The organism is Kosakonia sp. MUSA4, assembly GCF_013085925.1.
Classification (GTDB): domain Bacteria; phylum Pseudomonadota; class Gammaproteobacteria; order Enterobacterales; family Enterobacteriaceae; genus Kosakonia; species Kosakonia sacchari_B.
The window spans coordinates 4,111,097-4,128,219 of sequence record NZ_CP025697.1; the positions used below are offsets into that span (position 1 = coordinate 4,111,097).

The 17,123-nt window shown below is 56.3% G+C and carries 18 protein-coding genes and 1 pseudogene; 15 read left to right on the forward strand and 4 right to left on the reverse strand.

Annotation, left to right across the window (positions count from 1 at the left end; all coding sequences use genetic code 11):
- Positions 1 to 113 precede the first annotated feature (113 nt).
- From C0557_RS19400 to C0557_RS19415, 4 genes are all read left to right on the forward strand, one after another.
- Positions 114 to 1,631, forward strand: a complete 1,518-nt coding sequence (locus tag C0557_RS19400) for a carbohydrate porin (protein WP_074774116.1) — start codon at positions 114 to 116, stop codon at positions 1,629 to 1,631.
- Between the two features lie 76 nt (positions 1,632 to 1,707).
- On the forward strand, positions 1,708 to 3,078 hold the full coding sequence (locus tag C0557_RS19405) for a sucrose-specific PTS transporter subunit IIBC (RefSeq protein WP_208660320.1): 1,371 nt from the start codon (positions 1,708 to 1,710) through the stop codon (positions 3,076 to 3,078).
- Positions 3,078 to 4,487: a sucrose-6-phosphate hydrolase gene (locus tag C0557_RS19410; protein WP_208660322.1), complete on the forward strand. Its 1,410-nt coding sequence runs from the start codon at positions 3,078 to 3,080 to the stop codon at positions 4,485 to 4,487. The genes C0557_RS19405 and C0557_RS19410 overlap by 1 nt, the downstream gene beginning before the upstream one ends.
- 29 nt (positions 4,488 to 4,516) lie before the next feature.
- The gene (locus C0557_RS19415; RefSeq protein WP_074773566.1) at positions 4,517 to 5,527 is read left to right on the forward strand and encodes a substrate-binding domain-containing protein; all 1,011 of its coding nucleotides are present in this window, start codon (positions 4,517 to 4,519) and stop codon (positions 5,525 to 5,527) included.
- A 63-nt stretch (positions 5,528 to 5,590) separates the two neighbouring features.
- Here the strand turns inward: C0557_RS19415 and nadS are convergent, their stop codons facing one another.
- On the reverse strand, positions 5,591 to 5,875 hold the full coding sequence (nadS, locus tag C0557_RS19420; protein WP_043952532.1) for a NadS family protein: 285 nt from the start codon (positions 5,873 to 5,875) through the stop codon (positions 5,591 to 5,593).
- A 176-nt stretch (positions 5,876 to 6,051) separates the two neighbouring features.
- Positions 6,052 to 7,314 carry a lipase family protein gene (locus C0557_RS19425; protein WP_253073746.1) on the reverse strand — a complete coding sequence of 421 codons (1,263 nt, stop codon included), beginning with the start codon at positions 7,312 to 7,314 and terminating at the stop codon, positions 6,052 to 6,054.
- A gap of 151 nt (positions 7,315 to 7,465) precedes the next feature.
- On the opposite strand from C0557_RS19425, the gene C0557_RS19430 reads away from it, so the two are divergent.
- The 5 genes and pseudogenes from C0557_RS19430 (at position 7,466) to C0557_RS19450 (ending at position 11,760) form a co-directional block, all read left to right on the forward strand.
- On the forward strand, positions 7,466 to 7,777 hold the full coding sequence (locus tag C0557_RS19430) for a helix-turn-helix transcriptional regulator (RefSeq protein ID WP_007370592.1): 312 nt from the start codon (positions 7,466 to 7,468) through the stop codon (positions 7,775 to 7,777).
- A 2-nt stretch (positions 7,778 to 7,779) separates the two neighbouring features.
- Positions 7,780 to 8,304, forward strand: coding sequence for a rhodanese family protein (locus tag C0557_RS19435; protein WP_208660324.1), 525 nt, complete (start codon positions 7,780 to 7,782; stop codon positions 8,302 to 8,304).
- Positions 8,305 to 8,470: pseudogene (locus C0557_RS19440) on the forward strand (RNA 2'-phosphotransferase); the annotation flags it as partial. It abuts the gene before it with no gap.
- Between the two features lie 71 nt (positions 8,471 to 8,541).
- Complete coding sequence (locus C0557_RS19445; RefSeq protein ID WP_253073747.1) at positions 8,542 to 9,966, forward strand: DNA cytosine methyltransferase; 1,425 nt, start codon at positions 8,542 to 8,544, stop codon at positions 9,964 to 9,966.
- A gap of 132 nt (positions 9,967 to 10,098) precedes the next feature.
- Positions 10,099 to 11,760: a methyl-accepting chemotaxis protein gene (locus C0557_RS19450; RefSeq protein WP_208660325.1), complete on the forward strand. Its 1,662-nt coding sequence runs from the start codon at positions 10,099 to 10,101 to the stop codon at positions 11,758 to 11,760.
- A 41-nt stretch (positions 11,761 to 11,801) separates the two neighbouring features.
- Here C0557_RS19450 and C0557_RS19455 read toward each other — a convergent pair whose 3' ends face one another.
- Positions 11,802 to 11,960 (reverse strand): YqaE/Pmp3 family membrane protein, encoded by a 159-nt coding sequence (locus tag C0557_RS19455; RefSeq protein WP_035890145.1) that lies wholly within the window; start codon positions 11,958 to 11,960, stop codon positions 11,802 to 11,804.
- 176 nt (positions 11,961 to 12,136) lie between these two features.
- On the opposite strand from C0557_RS19455, the gene C0557_RS19460 reads away from it, so the two are divergent.
- Together C0557_RS19460 and alaE are read left to right on the forward strand one after the other, a co-directional pair.
- Positions 12,137 to 12,316, forward strand: coding sequence for a hypothetical protein (locus C0557_RS19460; RefSeq protein WP_007370586.1), 180 nt, complete (start codon positions 12,137 to 12,139; stop codon positions 12,314 to 12,316).
- A 449-nt stretch (positions 12,317 to 12,765) separates the two neighbouring features.
- The gene (alaE, locus tag C0557_RS19465) at positions 12,766 to 13,215 is read left to right on the forward strand and encodes an L-alanine exporter AlaE (protein WP_007370584.1); all 450 of its coding nucleotides are present in this window, start codon (positions 12,766 to 12,768) and stop codon (positions 13,213 to 13,215) included.
- A gap of 30 nt (positions 13,216 to 13,245) precedes the next feature.
- On the opposite strand, the gene C0557_RS19470 is transcribed toward alaE, so the two are convergent.
- Positions 13,246 to 13,590, reverse strand: coding sequence for a DUF2002 family protein (locus C0557_RS19470; RefSeq protein ID WP_043952526.1), 345 nt, complete (start codon positions 13,588 to 13,590; stop codon positions 13,246 to 13,248).
- A gap of 162 nt (positions 13,591 to 13,752) precedes the next feature.
- Here C0557_RS19470 and C0557_RS19475 point away from each other — a divergent pair, with 162 nt between their 5' ends.
- From C0557_RS19475 to nrdE, 4 genes are all read left to right on the forward strand, one after another.
- Entirely contained in the window at positions 13,753 to 14,079 is a 327-nt protein-coding gene (locus C0557_RS19475; protein WP_043952525.1) for a DUF883 domain-containing protein, read from the forward strand.
- Between the two features lie 264 nt (positions 14,080 to 14,343).
- Positions 14,344 to 14,589 (forward strand): glutaredoxin-like protein NrdH, encoded by a 246-nt coding sequence (gene nrdH, locus C0557_RS19480; protein ID WP_035890130.1) that lies wholly within the window; start codon positions 14,344 to 14,346, stop codon positions 14,587 to 14,589.
- On the forward strand, positions 14,586 to 14,996 hold the full coding sequence (gene nrdI, locus C0557_RS19485; RefSeq protein WP_043952524.1) for a class Ib ribonucleoside-diphosphate reductase assembly flavoprotein NrdI: 411 nt from the start codon (positions 14,586 to 14,588) through the stop codon (positions 14,994 to 14,996). Before nrdH ends, nrdI begins: the two co-directional genes overlap by 4 nt.
- Positions 14,969 to 17,113, forward strand: a complete 2,145-nt coding sequence (gene nrdE, locus C0557_RS19490; RefSeq protein ID WP_208660327.1) for a class 1b ribonucleoside-diphosphate reductase subunit alpha — start codon at positions 14,969 to 14,971, stop codon at positions 17,111 to 17,113. The genes nrdI and nrdE overlap by 28 nt, the downstream gene beginning before the upstream one ends.
- Positions 17,114 to 17,123 lie beyond the last annotated feature (10 nt).

The following is a 17,123-nucleotide window of genomic DNA, read 5'->3' on the forward strand; positions in this document are numbered from 1 at the left end:
TTTAGCAAATTTGATTGCGTGAAGAAATTAGCCGTGCGTATGATTCATCACCTAAACCGGTTTAGCAAAAAAACAATCCTGTGATGATAGCTCTTCCTTAGGGATGCAAAATGATGAAAAAAAGCACGCTTGCCGTAACCCTTGGTTTGATATTCAGCTCTGGCTCTGCACTGGCTGCCGATCCCAGCATGAGCAGCATAGAAGCCCGTCTTGCCGCGCTGGAACAGCGTTTACAGGCGGCAGAACAACGCGCAAATGCCGCAGAAACCCGCGCCAAAGTGGCGGAAAAACAGGCGCAACAACTGGCCGCCGCGCAGCAGCAGACGCAAACCACCACCAGCCAGGTTGAGCAGCGCACCGCCAAACTGGAGCAAAAAGCCACCGATGAAGGCGGGTTTGAATTCCACGGCTACGCCCGTTCCGGGCTGCTGATGAATAACTCCGCCGCCAAAACGCAGGGCGGGCCAACGGTGACCCCGGCGGGTGAAACCGGCGGTCATGTTGGTCGCCTCGGTAACGAACCGGATACCTATGTCGAGATGAACCTCGAACATAAACAGACGCTGGCAAACGGCGCGACCACGCGCTTTAAGGTGATGCTGGCCGACGGGCAAAAAACCTATAACGACTGGACCGCCTCCAGCAGCGATCTCAACCTGCGCCAGGCGTTTAGCGAAATCGGCCATCTGCCGAGCTTCACCGGCGCATTTAAAGACTCCACCGTCTGGGCCGGTAAACGTTTCGACCGCGATAACTTCGATATCCACTGGATCGACTCCGATGTGGTGTTCCTCGCCGGGACCGGCGCCGGGATCTACGACATGAAGTGGAACGATGACACACACAGCAACCTTTCAATTTACGGCCGCACCTTCGGCGACATTGAGAACAGTGAAAACACGGCGCAGAACTATATTCTGTCGCTGAACAACTTCTACGGCCCGCTGCAACTGATGGTCAGCGGCATGCGCGCCAAAGATAACGACGATCGTGTCGATCTCGACGGCAATAAAGTGAAGGGCGATGCCGCGAATACCGGCGTGCATGCGCTTCTTGGCCTGCATAACGACAGCTTCTATGGGCTGCGGGAAGGCTCAGCGAAAACCGCCCTGCTCTACGGCCACGGGCTGGGCGCAGAGGTGAAATCGATCGGTTCCGACGGCGCGCTGCTGCCGGAAGCGAACACCTGGCGCCTCGCCAGCTACGGCATTACGCCGCTGGGCGGCGGCTGGCATATTGCACCGGCCGTACTGGCGCAAAGCAGTAAAGATCGCTACGTCAAAGGCGACAGCTACCAGTGGGCGACCGCCAACTTGCGCCTGATTCAGGGGATCACCGAAAACTTCGAAATGCAGTACGAAGGCAGCTACCAGTACATGGATCTGCGCCCGGAAGGCTACAACAGCCGTAACGCGGTGAGCGGTAGCTTCTATAAACTGACCGTCGCCCCGACGCTGAAAGCCAGCGACGTCGGCGAATTCCTCAAACGCCCGGAAATCCGCCTGTTCGCCACCTGGATGGACTGGGATCACCGACTGGATAACTACGCCAGCGATGATGCCTTTGGCAGCAACGGCTTTAAATCCGGCGGCGAGTGGAACTTCGGCGTCCAAATGGAGACCTGGTTCTAATGAGTTCGGCCCCTGCGGGGTGCGGGGGTCGTCTCAACCGGGTTAACACCACAATAACGAGAACACAGAGGTTGCTATGGATTTTGCACAAATTGCCCGCGCGCTGCTGCCGCTGCTGGGCGGTAAGGATAATATCGCCAGCGCCGCGCACTGCGCCACGCGCCTGCGCTTAGTGCTGGTGGAAGACGCGAAAGCCGATACCGCAGCGATCGGTAAAATTGACGGCGTGAAAGGCTGTTTTCGTAACGCCGGGCAGTTGCAGATTATTTTCGGTACCGGCGTGGTGAATAAAGTCTACGCCGCGTTTATCGCCGAGGCCGGGATCAACGAATCGAGCAAGTCAGAAGCCGCCGATATTGCCGCGCGCAAGCTCAATCCGTTCCAGCGCATTGCCCGCCTGCTGTCGAACATTTTCGTGCCGATTATCCCGGCGATTGTCGCCTCCGGCTTGCTGATGGGGCTGCTGGGAATGGTGAAAACCTACGGCTGGGTGAACCCGGACAACGCCCTGTACATCATGCTCGACATGTTCAGTTCAGCGGCATTTATCATTCTGCCAATCCTGATTGGCTTTACCGCCGCCCGCGAGTTTGGCGGTAACCCCTATCTTGGCGCGACGCTCGGCGGCATTCTGACGCACCCGGCACTGACCAACGCCTGGGGCGTGGCGGCGGGCTTCCATACCATGAACTTTTTCGGTATCGAAGTGGCAATGATCGGCTACCAGGGCACCGTTTTCCCGGTGCTGCTGGCGGTATGGTTTATGAGCCTGCTGGAGAAGCAACTGCGCCGGGTGATCCCGGATGCGCTGGATCTGATCCTGACGCCGTTCCTGACGGTGATTATCTCTGGTTTTATCGCCATGCTGGTTATCGGCCCGGCGGGTCGCGCACTCGGCGACGGCATCTCTTTTGTCCTCAGCACCTTGATTAGCCATGCAGGCTGGCTGGCCGGTATGCTGTTCGGCGGGTTCTATTCAGTGATTGTGATTACCGGCGTGCATCACAGTTTTCACGCGATTGAAGCCGGGCTGCTGGGCAATCCGTCGATCGGCGTCAACTTCCTGCTGCCGATCTGGGCGATGGCGAACGTTGCGCAGGGCGGTGCCTGTCTGGCGGTGTGGTTTAAAACGAAAGATGCGAAGATCAAAGCCATTGCCCTGCCTTCGGCGTTCTCGGCGCTGCTCGGCATTACCGAGGCGGCGATTTTCGGTATCAACCTGCGCTTTGTAAAACCCTTTATCGCCGCGCTTATCGGCGGCGCGGCAGGCGGCGCATGGGTGGTTTCGGTGCATGTTTATATGACGGCGGTCGGCCTGACGGGCATCCCGGGTATGGCGATTGTGCAGGCCAGCTCGCTGCTCAACTATGTTATCGGAATGGTGATTGCATTTAGCGCCGCGTTTGTTATCTCTTACCTGCTGAAATACAAAACGGACTCCGAATAATGGCTTCAACAACCCTGCTGCCTGCCATGTTGCAGGCAGTGATGAAAGGCCAGCCGAAAGCGCTGGCCGACCCGCACTACCCCGCCTGGCATCTTGCGCCGGTGACCGGGCTGCTTAACGATCCGAACGGTTTTATCCAGTTCGCCGGGCGTTATCATCTGTTCTACCAGTGGAATGCGCTGGGGTGTCAGCACCTGCACAAATGCTGGGCACACTGGAGTTCGGCGGATTTAGTCCACTGGCAGCATGAACCCATCGCGCTGATGCCCGACGAAGAGTATGACCGCAACGGGTGCTACTCCGGCAGCGCCATCGATAACAATGGCGAGCTGACGCTGTGCTACACCGGCAACGTGAAGTTTGACGACGGTTCCCGCACCGCGTGGCAGTGCCTGGCGGTACAAAACAGCGACGGCGGTTTCGACAAACTCGGCCCGGCCATTCCTTTGCCGCACGGCTACACCGGCCATGTGCGCGACCCGAAAGTGTGGCGGCACGACGGGCAGTGGTACATGGTGCTGGGCGCGCAGGATTTACAGTTGCAGGGCAAGGTGCTGCTGCTGCGCTCAGAGAATTTGTGGAACTGGCAAAACCTCGGTGAAATCGCCGGTAGCGGCCTGAACGGGCTGGGCGATGCGGGCTATATGTGGGAGTGCCCCGACATGTTCACCCTTGGCGAATGCACCTTTCTGATCTGCTGCCCGCAGGGGGTGGCGCGCGAGGAGAAACGCTACCTCAATACCTACCCAAGCGCCTATCTCAGCGGCACGCTGGACTACGCCAGCGCGCAGTATCAGCACGGCGAGTTTGCCGAACTGGATGCCGGGTTTGAGTTTTACGCCCCGCAAACCACCCTCGCCGATGATGGCCGCCGCCTGCTGGTCGGCTGGATGGGCGTACCGGACGGCGAAGAGATGTTGCAGCCAACCGTGGCGAATGGCTGGATCCACCAGATGACCTGCCTGCGGGAACTGACTGAACATAACGGTAAGCTGTATCAGCAGCCGGTGGCTGAGCTACAGGCGCTGCGCGGTGAAGAACAGCGCTATAAAGGTGTGGCAGAAGCAATGCCAGCGCTGGAGGCAGAGCAACTTGAGCTGGTGCTGGAAAGCGCGGGCGAGGTCACGCTGAATTTCGCCGATACGCTGATTCTGGAGTGGCACAACGATGAACTGCGTCTTGCTCGCCGCAGCCTGCAAACCGGCGAATGGCTGTACCGTTACTGGCGCGGCAGTGCGCAGAAGTTGCAGATCCTCTGCGATCGCTCAAGCGTGGAGATCTTTATCAACGCGGGCGAAGGGGTGATGAGCAGCCGCTATTTCCCGACGCATCCGGCGCAATTAACCCTGCGCGGAGGCGCAGAAGTACAGGCCCACTACTGGTCGTTACGTTCTTGCATGGTAGAATAAGTGCTTGTTTCCTTAAACGATGCAAAACCGTGCGAAAAACAAAACGCGTTACCATCAGTGATATCGCTGCGCTGGCGGGGGTGTCGAAAGCCACTGCCAGCCTGGTGCTTAACGGCCGCGGCAAAGAGCTGCGCGTGGCGCAGGAGACGCGCGAACGCGTGCTGGCGATCGCCCAACAGCATCATTACCAGCCAAGCATTTATGCCCGTCTGCTGCGCGAAAACCGCAGCCACACGCTGGGGCTGGTGGTGCCGGAAATCACCAACTACGGTTTTGCTGTTTTTTCCCATGAGCTGGAAAACCTCTGCCGCGAAGCCGGTCTGCAACTGCTGATCGCCTGTACCGACGAAAATGCCAGCCAGGAGACCGTGGTAGTCAATAACCTGGTCGCGCGCCAGGTGGATGGCCTGATTGTCGCTTCCAGCATGCAGAGCGACAGCGACTACGTGAAGCTCAGCGAGCAGTTGCCGGTGGTGCTGTTTGACCGCCACATCAATGACACCCGGTTGCCGCTGGTGATCACCGATTCGCTGACGCCGACGGCGGATTTAGTCGAACGCCTGGCGCGGGCAAACCCCGATGAAATCTATTTTCTTGGCGGCCAGCCACGGCTTTCGCCCACCAAAGATCGGCTCGCCGGATTTATGCAGGGTCTGGAGCGTGCGGGCGTAACGCCGCGCCCGGAGTGGATTATTCACGGTAATTATCACCCGAGCAGCGGTTACGAGATGTTCGCCGCGCTGTGCGCCAGGCTGGGTCGCCCGCCGAAAGCGCTGTTTACCGCCGCCTGCGGGCTGCTTGAAGGGGTACTGCGCTATATGAGCCAGCATCACTTGCTGGAAAGCGAAATCCATATCGCCAGCTTTGACGACCATTACCTGTATGATTCGCTGTCGCTGCACATCGACACCGTCGAGCAGAACGTGCCGCGTCTGGCGCAGGATTGCTTCGAGATAATCACCCAAATGATTGAGGGCAACGAACCGGCAATGCCGCAGCGCGTACTGCCCGCGACACTGCGCTGGCGTCATGCACAGTAATGGCGGCCCGGAATTCAGATAGTTGGCCCGGTAACAGAACAAAAGCCCCGATGGGGCTGTTGTTTAATGGGCGGCAAGTTCACGAAAGAAATCGGGATTTGCCTGAATTGTTGCCAATACTTTGGCTGCCAGGCCTGTCGGGTTACGCCGTTTGGATTCCCAACTTTTAATGGTATCAACGCTGGTTCCCAGTGCCTTCGCCATCTCACTTTGTGAAACGTTGAGTTGCTCTCTAATCGCTTTTACATCAGCGATTTCATAGCGGGTGACATTTGCCGGCGCTTTAACCCCATTTTTGATGTCTACAGCCTCTTCCAGAGAGGTTTTTAGCTCGTCAAAAAAATGCATGTCACACCTCATCTTTCAGTAATTTTGCTTTATCTGCCGGGTAAACATCGACGTCTCAATAAACTCCAGTGCATGATCCAATAGCACACCTCCCTGTTCAGGTACATAGTACACCAGAAAGAGGTACTATGTACACCCACATGGGAAGAAGCTATCACGCTCATAACCTTGTGCGACTAATTAAACGCCACGCCCTTCGTGGGCTGCTGTAATTTCCCAGGCGGCTGCAACGAACCGCAGCTATTGGGCTGCGGGGCGTTTTCCATCACGCCGCGGACAAACTTCAGTTCATCGGCGAAAGCGACGTTGACGGTGCCGTTATGGGTAATGCCGGGATAGGTTTTCCACTCCACCGCATTGCCGCCTGCGCACAGCGCGGCCACTGCGGCGTATTGATGGTGCGGCGATAAGGTATGATCGGCGAGACCGGTGGCGGCAAACAGCGGCGCCGGGAAGGCTTTGACCGGCATATCGGTTACCGGCAGCAGCGCATGAGTAACCTGCGCGGAACCACCGATAAATGCCGCGCTACCGTCGAGTTTTTCGCGGCGCTCATAGCGGCCCAGCTCGCTCATACAGGCGGTTTTCGCCAAGGCCAGCAGCTTCGCCCCCTTTTCTGTTACCCATTTCTCAGCGCGCGGCGCGCCATCCGGCAGTGAGCCGCCAATCAATCGTAACATCGTAAAGCGTGACGGATCGCGATTGCCCGGACGCGCATTGCCGGGTTTCACCGGCCCATCCGGAAACGTGGCCACCACACCCGTGGCAAGGGTGGCGCGCAGTTTCAATTCCGGGGCATAATCCGGCGCAATCAGGCTGGCGCCAAGCGACGCGCCCGATCCCTGCGACTGGCCGCTGATCACCAGGTTATTCGCGAGCTGCTGCGGATACGCCTGTCGCGCCGCGCGTACGCTGTCGAGTACCGAACGTCCTTCCGCTTCCCAGTTCATATACGGATGAGGCCCCGGCCCGCCGAGCCCCTGATAATCGGTGGCGACAACCGCAAAGCCCTGCTGGAGCCACTGGTTAATATAGTGCGCATCCCGCGCTGTCGGGTTAGTCCACGACGGCGCACAACTATCGGCAACGCCCAGCGTACCGTGCGCCCAGGCGAGAACCGGCCAGCCTCCGGCCGGTGGATTGCCTTTCGGGAACCAAAGCGCGCCGCTGACCGGCACAATTCCGGCATTCCAGCGCTTATCGCGCGAGGTATACAGAATGCGTTGCGCCTTGCTGGCTGCGGTGATTTCCGGCTGTGCGGGCAGCGGCTCTTCACGCAGCATCATGCCAGGGTTTGCAGGCAAAGATCCGTCCCAGATATAAAAAGGTGAAAGCGATTGATCGCCTGCCGCAGACCCGACGGGCAAGACATTACTCCAGGCGCTCGCGCCATTAACCCAGACGCTGACAGCGCAGAGCGCATATTTCAAAACCTTCACATTCTTCTCCGGAAACATTGCCACACACTGCCCTCAGTAAACGAAGGTGTTGAGGAGAATTCAAACCAAAAGTGTTAAGGATTTATTCAGTGCTTGAATTCTTCCGCCCTTTATTTTAGATTTATCTAAATTTAGAAAAAACTAAACAGCCATGACCAAACCCGATATTCCGTTACTTCAGAAACAGGCAGAGCAGGCATCCGGCTTGCTGAAAGCGATGAGCAACCCGCACCGGCTGCTGATCCTCTGCATGCTGTGCGACGCGCCGGGCACCTCTGCGGGTGAACTGAGCGCCATTACTGGCCTTAGCCCTTCAGCGACGTCGCAACATCTGGCGCGGATGAAAGAGGAAGGTCTGGTTGAAAGCCTGCGCCAGGCGCAGCGGGTCAACTACTTCATTAAAGATGAAGCGGTTGGCAAAATTATCAGCACACTCAAGGGGCTGTACTGCCCACAGGAGTAACTATGTCTTATACCCGGATCTCTGCGGCTGACGCCCACGCACAGCAAGCGGCAGGCGCACTGCTTATCGATATTCGCCAGCCTGATGAGTTTCGCCGCGAACACCTGCCCGGTGCTATCTCACTGCCGCTGGAAGCGTTGCTGAAGGGTGCGCCGATTGCCACCGACTCGCCCACACAAACGGTGATTTTTCATTGCCAGTCCGGCAGACGTACGCAGGAAAATGCCGATGCGCTGGTACGTGCCGCAGGGCAAGCGCCGGTGGCCATTCTCGAAGGCGGGCTAAGTGCCTGGAAGCAGGCGCACCTGCCGACGGTGGAAGATAAACGCCAGCCGCGTCCGCTGATGCAGCAGGTGCAAATGGTGGCGGGCAGCCTGATCCTGCTCGGCGTGATACTCGGTTACGCGGCGCATCCGGGCTTTTTCCTGCTCTCCGGTTTCGTCGGCGCAGGCTTACTGTTCGCCGGAATCAGCGGCTGGTGCGGCATGGCGCTGCTGCTGGCGAAAATGCCATGGAACAAAGCGTGAAAATATGCGCATTTATCTGCCGATGAGGCGACGGTCAGCGCACGGCAAACCGGTGGTGCTCATCGTTGAAGCAGGACGGATGTACGCGCAAGGCTTTGTTTTCTATCAGGCCGATAACGGCGTGTGGTTGACGGAAAGCGTACCGGTTGCGTTTATCCGTCAATAACGGCTTGCCTGGCGTTTCTCCTCTGGGTCAAATGAGTGATATATTTCAGAGCGTCAATCCAAGGAGACGCCATGGCGGAATTTGATTCACTTGCGCAGGAACTGCTGGCGCAGGCAGAGACTGAACAACAGCGACAGCAGGAACGCGACCGGGCATTACTCGATCAGGTGCTTGAAATCTACGGACAAAAGTATGTGGCCGAGCAGTTGAAAAAGGCGGGCAAAGCGGAATGGAGCCGTGAATCGCTCAACCGTTGGATAAACGGTAAAGGCAGCGTAAAAACGCTGACCGCCGCCGAAGAGGCGCAACTGCGTGCGCTGCTCCCCTCGCCCCCCGCTCATCACCCCAACTATCGTTTCCGTTTTATCGATCTCTTTGCCGGTATTGGCGGTATTCGCAGCGGGTTTGAAGCTATCGGCGGGCAGTGCGTGTTCACCAGCGAATGGAACAAAAACGCGGTGCGCACCTATAAAGCCAATTGGTACAACGATAAGTCCACGCACACCTTTAATCAGGATATCCGCGAAGTGACGCTGAGCGGCAATCCTGCCATCTCTGAAGCCCAGGCTTACGCCCATATCAAACAGCAGATCCCCGAGCACGACGTGCTGCTGGCGGGCTTTCCCTGCCAGCCTTTTAGCCTCGCCGGGGTAAGTAAAAAGAATGCTCTTGGTCGCGCCCACGGTTTTGAGTGCGAAGCGCAGGGAACGCTGTTTTTCGACGTTGCGCGCATTATCAAAGCCCGCCGTCCGGCGATCTTCGTGCTGGAGAACGTCAAAAACCTTAAAAGCCACGACAAAGGCAAAACCTTCAGCGTGATCATGAATACGCTGGATGAACTGGGCTATGACGTGGCCGATGCCGATGCTTCCGGCAAAGACGATCCGAAAATCATTGATGGCCGCCACTTTTTACCGCAGCACCGCGAACGCATTGTGCTGGTCGGTTTTCGCCGCGATTTACAGCTCAGTGAAGGCTTCACCCTGCGCGATATCGACCGCTTCTACCCCACACAGCGCCCGACCTTCGGCCAACTGCTCGACCCGACGGTCGACAGCAAATATGTGCTGTCGCCAAAGCTCTGGGAGTACCTCTATCGCTATGCGCAAAAACATGCGGCAAAAGGGAATGGCTTCGGTTTCGGGCTGGTGGATCCTACCCATGCCGCAAGCGTGGCCCGCACGCTGTCGGCGCGCTATCACAAAGACGGTTCAGAGATCCTTGTCGATCGCGGCTGGGATAAAGCGCTGGGTGAAGCTGATTTCGGCAATGCAGAAAACCAGGCGCGCCGTCCGCGTCGCCTGACGCCGCGTGAATGCGCGCGTCTGATGGGGTTTGAAAAAGTCGGCGAACAGCCGTTTCGCATCCCGGTTTCCGACACGCAGGCTTACCGCCAGTTTGGCAACTCGGTAGTGGTGCCGGTATTCGCCGCCGTGGCGAAATTGCTGGAGCCGCGCATTGCGCTGGCAGTAAAAAAACACCGCAACAACCTGTAACGCACTTCCCGGCATGTGATATGCCGGGCACTTATTTAAGTCTTATTTAAGCGTTTAAAAAGCGATTATAAAGTTACCTTTGGCCAGGCCGATATTAACAGAGCAATCCCGACTCTCTCACGGACTATGGCCATGCTCAAAAATATACGGGTTATTACCGGCATCATTATTGCTCTTTCGGTATTTTGTCTTCTCCAGTTGGTCACCGGGGGACTTTTCTACTCTGCGGTCAATAATGACAGGCTGAACTTCCAGAACACCGGAGTTCTTAACGCGCAGCAAGAAAACTTAGGCGACAGTGTTAACACGCTGATCAAAACGCGCGTCACCGTCACTCGCGTGGCGATTCGCTTTTTGAAAAACCAACGCGATCCGGCCTCCCTTGCCAGCATCGATAAGCTCCTCACCACCGCAACCGACTCGCTCGGCAAAGCCGAAGGTTATTTTAATAACTACAAAAATACGCCGCGCGTGGCGGGCCAGGACAGCGCATTAGCCGACGAAGTTTCGCAGAACATCAGCAAAATGCATGACGTTTTGCAGCAGTCGATCACCTTCCTGCGGGCCAATAATTACGAGGCTTACGGCAACCTGGATGCGCAACAGGCGCAGGATGATATGGACGCCAGCTATACGAAGTGGCGGGCGGAAAACAACACCTTCCTGCAAGCGGCGGCACAGCAAAACCAGAACAGCTTCACCAGTATGCAATGGACGCTGGGCGTCATTTTGCTGGTGGTGATTGCGGTAATGGTCATGATTTGGCTGGGTCTGCAACATCTGCTGCTGCGACCGCTGCACAGCATTATGGGACATATTCGCGCCATTGCCGGGGGCGATCTGACGCAATCGATCGCTGCCGAAGGCCGCAACGAGATGAGCCAACTGGCAACCGGACTGCATGAGATGCAATCAGCGCTGGTGCAAACCGTCAGCGCGGTGCGTAACAGTTCTGATTCGATCTACACCGGCGCCAGCGAGATCTNCACCGGCAACAACGATCTCTCCTCCCGCACCGAGCAGCAGGCGGCTTCGCTGGAAGAGACCGCGGCCAGCATGGAACAACTCACCGCTACCGTGAAGCAAAACACCGATAACGCCCGCCAGGCATCGCTGCTGGCGAAAAATGCCTCCGATACGGCGGCTCGTGGCGGTGAAGTGGTCAGCAATGTGGTGCGTACCATGAGCGAGATCTCCGACAGCTCCCAGCAAATCGCGCATATCACCAGTGTGATTGACAGTATCGCCTTCCAGACCAATATTCTGGCGCTGAACGCTGCGGTGGAAGCCGCCCGCGCAGGCGAACAGGGACGCGGCTTTGCCGTGGTGGCCGGTGAGGTGCGTACGCTGGCAAGCCGCAGCGCACAGGCGGCAAAAGAGATTAAGACGCTGATTGAAAACTCGGTGAACCGCGTAAATTCTGGCACCACGCTGGTTGCCGAAGCGGGCGATACCATGAAGGAGATCGTCAACGCGGTGACGCGCGTGACCGACATTATGGGTGAAATCGCCTCCGCTTCCGATGAGCAGAGCAAAGGGATTGAGCAGGTCAGCCTTGCGGTATCACAGATGGACAGCGTTACGCAGCAGAACGCCTCGCTGGTGCAGGAATCCGCTGCGGCATCTGCGGCGCTGGAAGAGCAGGCCGAGCAGTTGCGTCAGGCAGTGGCGGTGTTCCGCGTGAAGGGTCACAGCGCGCTGCTGAGCAAAAAATCCGGTACGCCAAAACCGACAGCGCTGCGCCCGGCCACGCCGACGGCAGCCTCCGGGGACAGCAACTGGGAAACGTTCTGATAACCTCGAAAAGGCGCGATACTGGTTATCGCGCCGCTGCATTAATCGCGGGTCTGCACCCAGAAAGCGTGAATCAGGCCAGGAACGTAGCCCAGCAGGGTGAGCAGGATATTGATAATAAATGCCCAGCCAAAGCCTTTGCCAAGCAGCACGCCGAGCGGCGGAAGAATAATCGTCAGGACAATGCGCCAGAAACCCATGTTGCCTCCCGTGCAGAAAAATTTCAGGTAATTGAAATAAAAGACTTTCTCTTTAAGAGTAGACACTCTGCACTGTACCGCCACTTCCGCCACGCGCTTTTACCCTCTTTTACGCTGTACCCCCTACGGCCTCCAGGCTAAGGTTAGAGACACAACAAATGAGAAAGGAGGAAGCTATGTTTTCTGTTGGTGATATTGTGCAACCGCGCGTTGGCGGGCCAAAACTTAAAGTGCTTGAAGTTCATCAGGATCAAATCGTTGCGGTTCCCGTCCACGACGAGACGGCAGACAAAATTACGCTGAAAGCGGAAGATGTCTCGCCGTATAAAGAAGACGGCGATTTCGGCGTCTGCTAATCCCTCAGCGGTGGGCGTCCCCCCGCCGCTCCGGCTATCATTTATGCAAAATATAAGCATAAATAATCACACTTCATATCAGAACTAAACTCCACAAAAACACCTTTATCAGCATAAAAAATGCTGCTGGTTATTTTATCCGCACGCCGGAAGCAGAGTACGCTAAAACGCACCGTGTCTTTCCCCCTCAGCGTGCTGCATTTCTTCTCACATCATCCATAAGCGTTTGATATTTAATAAATTTAACAACCACTCCAGTTAAAATAATGAAATGAGCATAAAACGCGCAAACACAGAGCACTTTATCCAACAAAGAAAAGAAAATAAAAATTTATCGCTAGTTGTTAGTTTCAAACCAGATGGATACTCTATCCGCATTAATTCAGCCACTTCAAAACGCTAAAAGACCCATTCATTCGCCTTTTCGTTGATTCTCAAGGAGCAGCACCATGTTCTCTTCGCAGTCTCGCCTGCGTCACGCAGCAGCAGACACCTTTGCGATGGTTGTCTATTGTTCGGTAGTGAACATGCTGATTGAAATATTTCTCTCCGGAATGAGCTTCGAACAGTCACTTTCATCGCGCCTGGTCGCCATCCCGGTGAACATTATTATTGCCTGGCCTTATGGTTTGTACCGCGATGCTTTTATGCGTTATGCACGCCGTATTAGCCCTTCAGGCTGGATGAAAAATCTGGCGGATGTGCTGGCCTATGTCACCTTCCAGTCGCCGGTTTACGTGGCGATCCTCTGGTCGGTGGGTGCGGACTGGCATCAGATTGTTGCTGCGGTCAGTTCCAATATCGTGCTGTCGATGATGATGGGCGCCGTTTACGGCTACTTCCTCGATTACTGCCGCCGTCTGTTCCGGGTGAGCAGTTACCACCAGGCCAAAGCCTGATAGCGGATGGCAGGCAATGCCTGCCATCGTTTAGTGCTGTTCGCCAAATAATCCTTTCAGAAAACGTTCCAGCGCCACGCGCGAACTGAATCCGTGCGGAATGCCGTAATGCTCCTGGGAATCGCCGCCAAAATAGAGCGGGAAATTCTGGTAGTGATCGCACAACTTGATGTCCGAGGCGGGCTCCGCGAGCGACGAACTGCGTTCTTTCAGCGTGGGGTGGATCACCAGCGCCGTACGGCCCATTCGCGCTTCGCGATTCACATAAACATAATTTTCACCGCGGCGATAACCATAGGTTTTTGGCGTCGCCACATCCATTGTAAATCCCACGTTTTCCAGAACGCGTGCCACTTCATCGGGTCTTAAGTACATAGATTTTCCTCGTCATCTCTTTACAGCCTCGCCACCTTACATGACTCAGCATTGACCGTGATTCAGAAAATTCCACAAACGGGCGTGAAAGAGGTGATTGCCGCAAGGCCTGAAAAATTATGGTCTAAACTAAAATTCACATCAAAAACGAGGGAGGATCCTATGTTTAACAGACCGAATCGCCGTGATGTTGATGAAGGCGTCGAGGATATCAACAACGATGTCAGCCAATTAGCCGATAGCCTTGAAGAGGTGCTTAAATCATGGGGCAGCGACGCCAAAGATGAAGCGGAAAGCGCGCGTCGTAAAGCGCAGGCGCTGTTAAAAGAGACCCGCGCACGTCTGCATGGCCGCAACCGTGTGCAACAAGCTGCGAGCGACGTCGTGAGTTGCGCAGATACCTTTGTGAAAGACAAACCCTGGTGCAGCGTTGGTGCTGCCGCCGCCATCGGTATTTTCGTCGGCGCGCTACTCAGTTTGCGTCGCTAAACCCGCTCTTTTCGCAAAAACCCCTGCCCGGCTAGCCCGCGCAGGGGTTTTTATTTGCCCTCGCATCGCTGTATCCCTGTGTAAAATGTGTACAAATCACCCTTACCCATTGTGTCCATCCTTTGGGCAAAGCCTATGATAATTTCCTATATATTGTGTGGTTGCATCTTTCAATAACTACATCTAGTATTCTTCTCAGTAGCACACACACTAACTGACGCGAACCTTCGCGCCGTTCTTCCATTTTAAACGGAAACACGAATTATGCGCATTACCATTTACACTCGAAATGATTGTGTTCAGTGCCACGCCACGAAACGTGCCATGGAAAGCCGTGGCCTGGCGTTCGAAATGGTGAACGTTGACCATGTGCCCGAAGCAGCCGATGAGCTTCGCGCGATGGGCTTTCGTCAGTTACCGGTGGTTGTCGCCGGGGAAACGCGCTGGTCCGGCTTTCGCCCGGATATGATCAACCGCCTGCACAGCGCCCCCAATGTGGCCAGCGCATGAGTACCCTCGTCTACTTCTCCAGCAGCTCCGAAAATACGCAGCGCTTTATTACGCGTCTTGGGCTGCCGGCGGTACGCATTCCGCTCAATGAGCGGGAGCGCATCCAGGTAGACGAACCTTATATCCTTGTGGTGCCCAGTTATGGCGGCGGCGGAACGGCAGGCGCGGTTCCCCGCCAGGTGATCCGCTTTTTAAACGATCCGCACAACCGGTCGTTGATTCGCGGCGTGATCGCCTCCGGTAACCGGAATTTTGGCGAAGCGTACGGTCGTGCAGGCGATGTGGTCTCGCAGAAATGCGGCGTACCGTATCTCTACCGTTTTGAGCTGATGGGTACGCAGCAGGACATCGACAATGTGCGTAAAGGAGTGAGCGAATTTTGGCAACGACAACCGCAGAGCGCGTGAAACACGAAACGCTGGATTACCATGCGCTGAATGCGATGCTGAATCTTTATGATAAAGATGGCCGCATTCAGTTTGATAAAGACCGCGAGGCGGTTGACGCCTTTATGGCGAATCACGTGCGCCCCAATACGGTTACCTTCAGCAGCCAGGATGAACGGCTGAACTGGCTGGTGAGCGAAGGTTATTACGATGATACCGTGCTGGCGCGCTACGATCGTGCTTTCGTCGTCGATCTGATTGCGCACGCACACGCCAGCGGTTTTCGTTTTCAGACCTTCCTTGGCGCATGGAAGTTTTACACCAGCTACACGCTAAAAACCTTCGACGGCAAACGCTATCTTGAGCACTTTGAAGATCGCGCCTGCCTGGTCGCGCTGACGCTGGCGCAGGGCGACGAAGCGCTGGCGCGGCAGCTGGCGGAAGAGATCCTCTCCGGCCGTTTCCAGCCCGCAACGCCAACCTTCCTTAACTGCGGTAAACAGCAGCGCGGCGAACTGGTTTCCTGCTTCCTGCTACGCATTGAAGACAATATGGAATCGATTGGCCGCGCGGTGAACTCGGCGTTGCAGCTTTCCAAACGCGGCGGCGGCGTGGCGTTCCTGCTCTCCAACCTGCGCGAAGCCGGCGCGCCAATCAAGCGTATTGAAAACCAGTCTTCCGGCGTGATCCCGGTAATGAAGATGCTGGAAGATGCCTTTTCCTACGCCAACCAGCTTGGCGCGCGTCAGGGCGCGGGCGCGGTTTATCTGCATGCGCATCACCCGGACATTCTGCGTTTCCTCGATACCAAACGTGAAAACGCCGACGAGAAGATCCGCATCAAAACCCTGTCGCTGGGCGTGGTGATCCCGGATGTCACCTTCCGGCTGGCCAAAGAGAACGCGCAGATGGCGCTGTTCTCGCCTTATGATGTCGAGCGCCTGTACGGCAAACCGTTTGGCGATGTGGCGATTAGCGAGCTGTATGATGAACTGCTGGCCGACGATCGCGTGCGCAAAAGCTACATTAACGCCCGCGACTTCTTCCAGACGCTGGCGGAGATCCAGTTTGAGTCCGGCTATCCGTACATTATGTTTGAAGACACGGTCAACCGCGCGAACCCGATTGCCGGGCGCATCAATATGAGCAACCTGTGCTCGGAGATTTTGCAGGTCAACAGCGCTTCGACGTTTGATGAAAACCTCGATTACACCGCGACCGGCCACGATATCTCCTGCAACCTGGGTTCACTGAATATCGCGCACACCATGGATTCGCCGGACTTTGGCCGCACGGTGGAAACCGCCATTCGCGGGCTGACGGCAGTGTCCGATATGAGCCATATCCGCTCTGTACCGTCTGTTGAGACCGGCAATGCCGCCTCGCACGCCATTGGGCTGGGCCAGATGAACCTGCACGGTTATCTGGCGCGCGAAGGCATCGCCTATGGCAGCCCGGAAGGGCTCGATTTCACCAACTTCTATTTCTACACCATCACCTGGCATGCGCTGCATACCTCGATGATGATCGCCCGCGAGCGCGGCCAGCATTTTGCCGGTTTCCCGGCGTCGCGCTACGCCAGCGGCGAATACTTCAACCAGTACCTGGAAGGCGACTGGCAACCGAAAACGGAGAAAGTCCGTGCGCTGTTTGCCCATTCCGGCATCACCCTGCCCACGCGCGAGATGTGGCAGCAACTGCGTGAAGATGTGATGCGTTACGGCATTTATAACCAGAACTTACAGGCGGTTCCGCCGACCGGCTCCATCTCGTACATCAACCATGCGACATCGAGTATTCACCCGATTGTGTCGAAAATTGAGATCCGCAAGGAAGGCAAAACCGGGCGCGTTTACTACCCGGCGCCGTTTATGACCAATGAAAATCTGGCGCTGTACGAAGATGCGTATGAGATTGGCCCGGAGAAGATCATTGATACCTATGCCGAAGCCACGCGCCATGTCGATCAGGGGCTGTCGCTGACGCTGTTCTTCAAAGACACCGCCACCACGCGCGATATCAACAAAGCGCAGATCTACGCCTGGAAGAAAGGCATCAAGACGCTGTACTACATTCGCCTGCGCCAGCTTGCGCTGGAAGGCACTGAGATCCAGGGCTGCGTGTCCTGCGCGTTATAAGGAGAAAAGG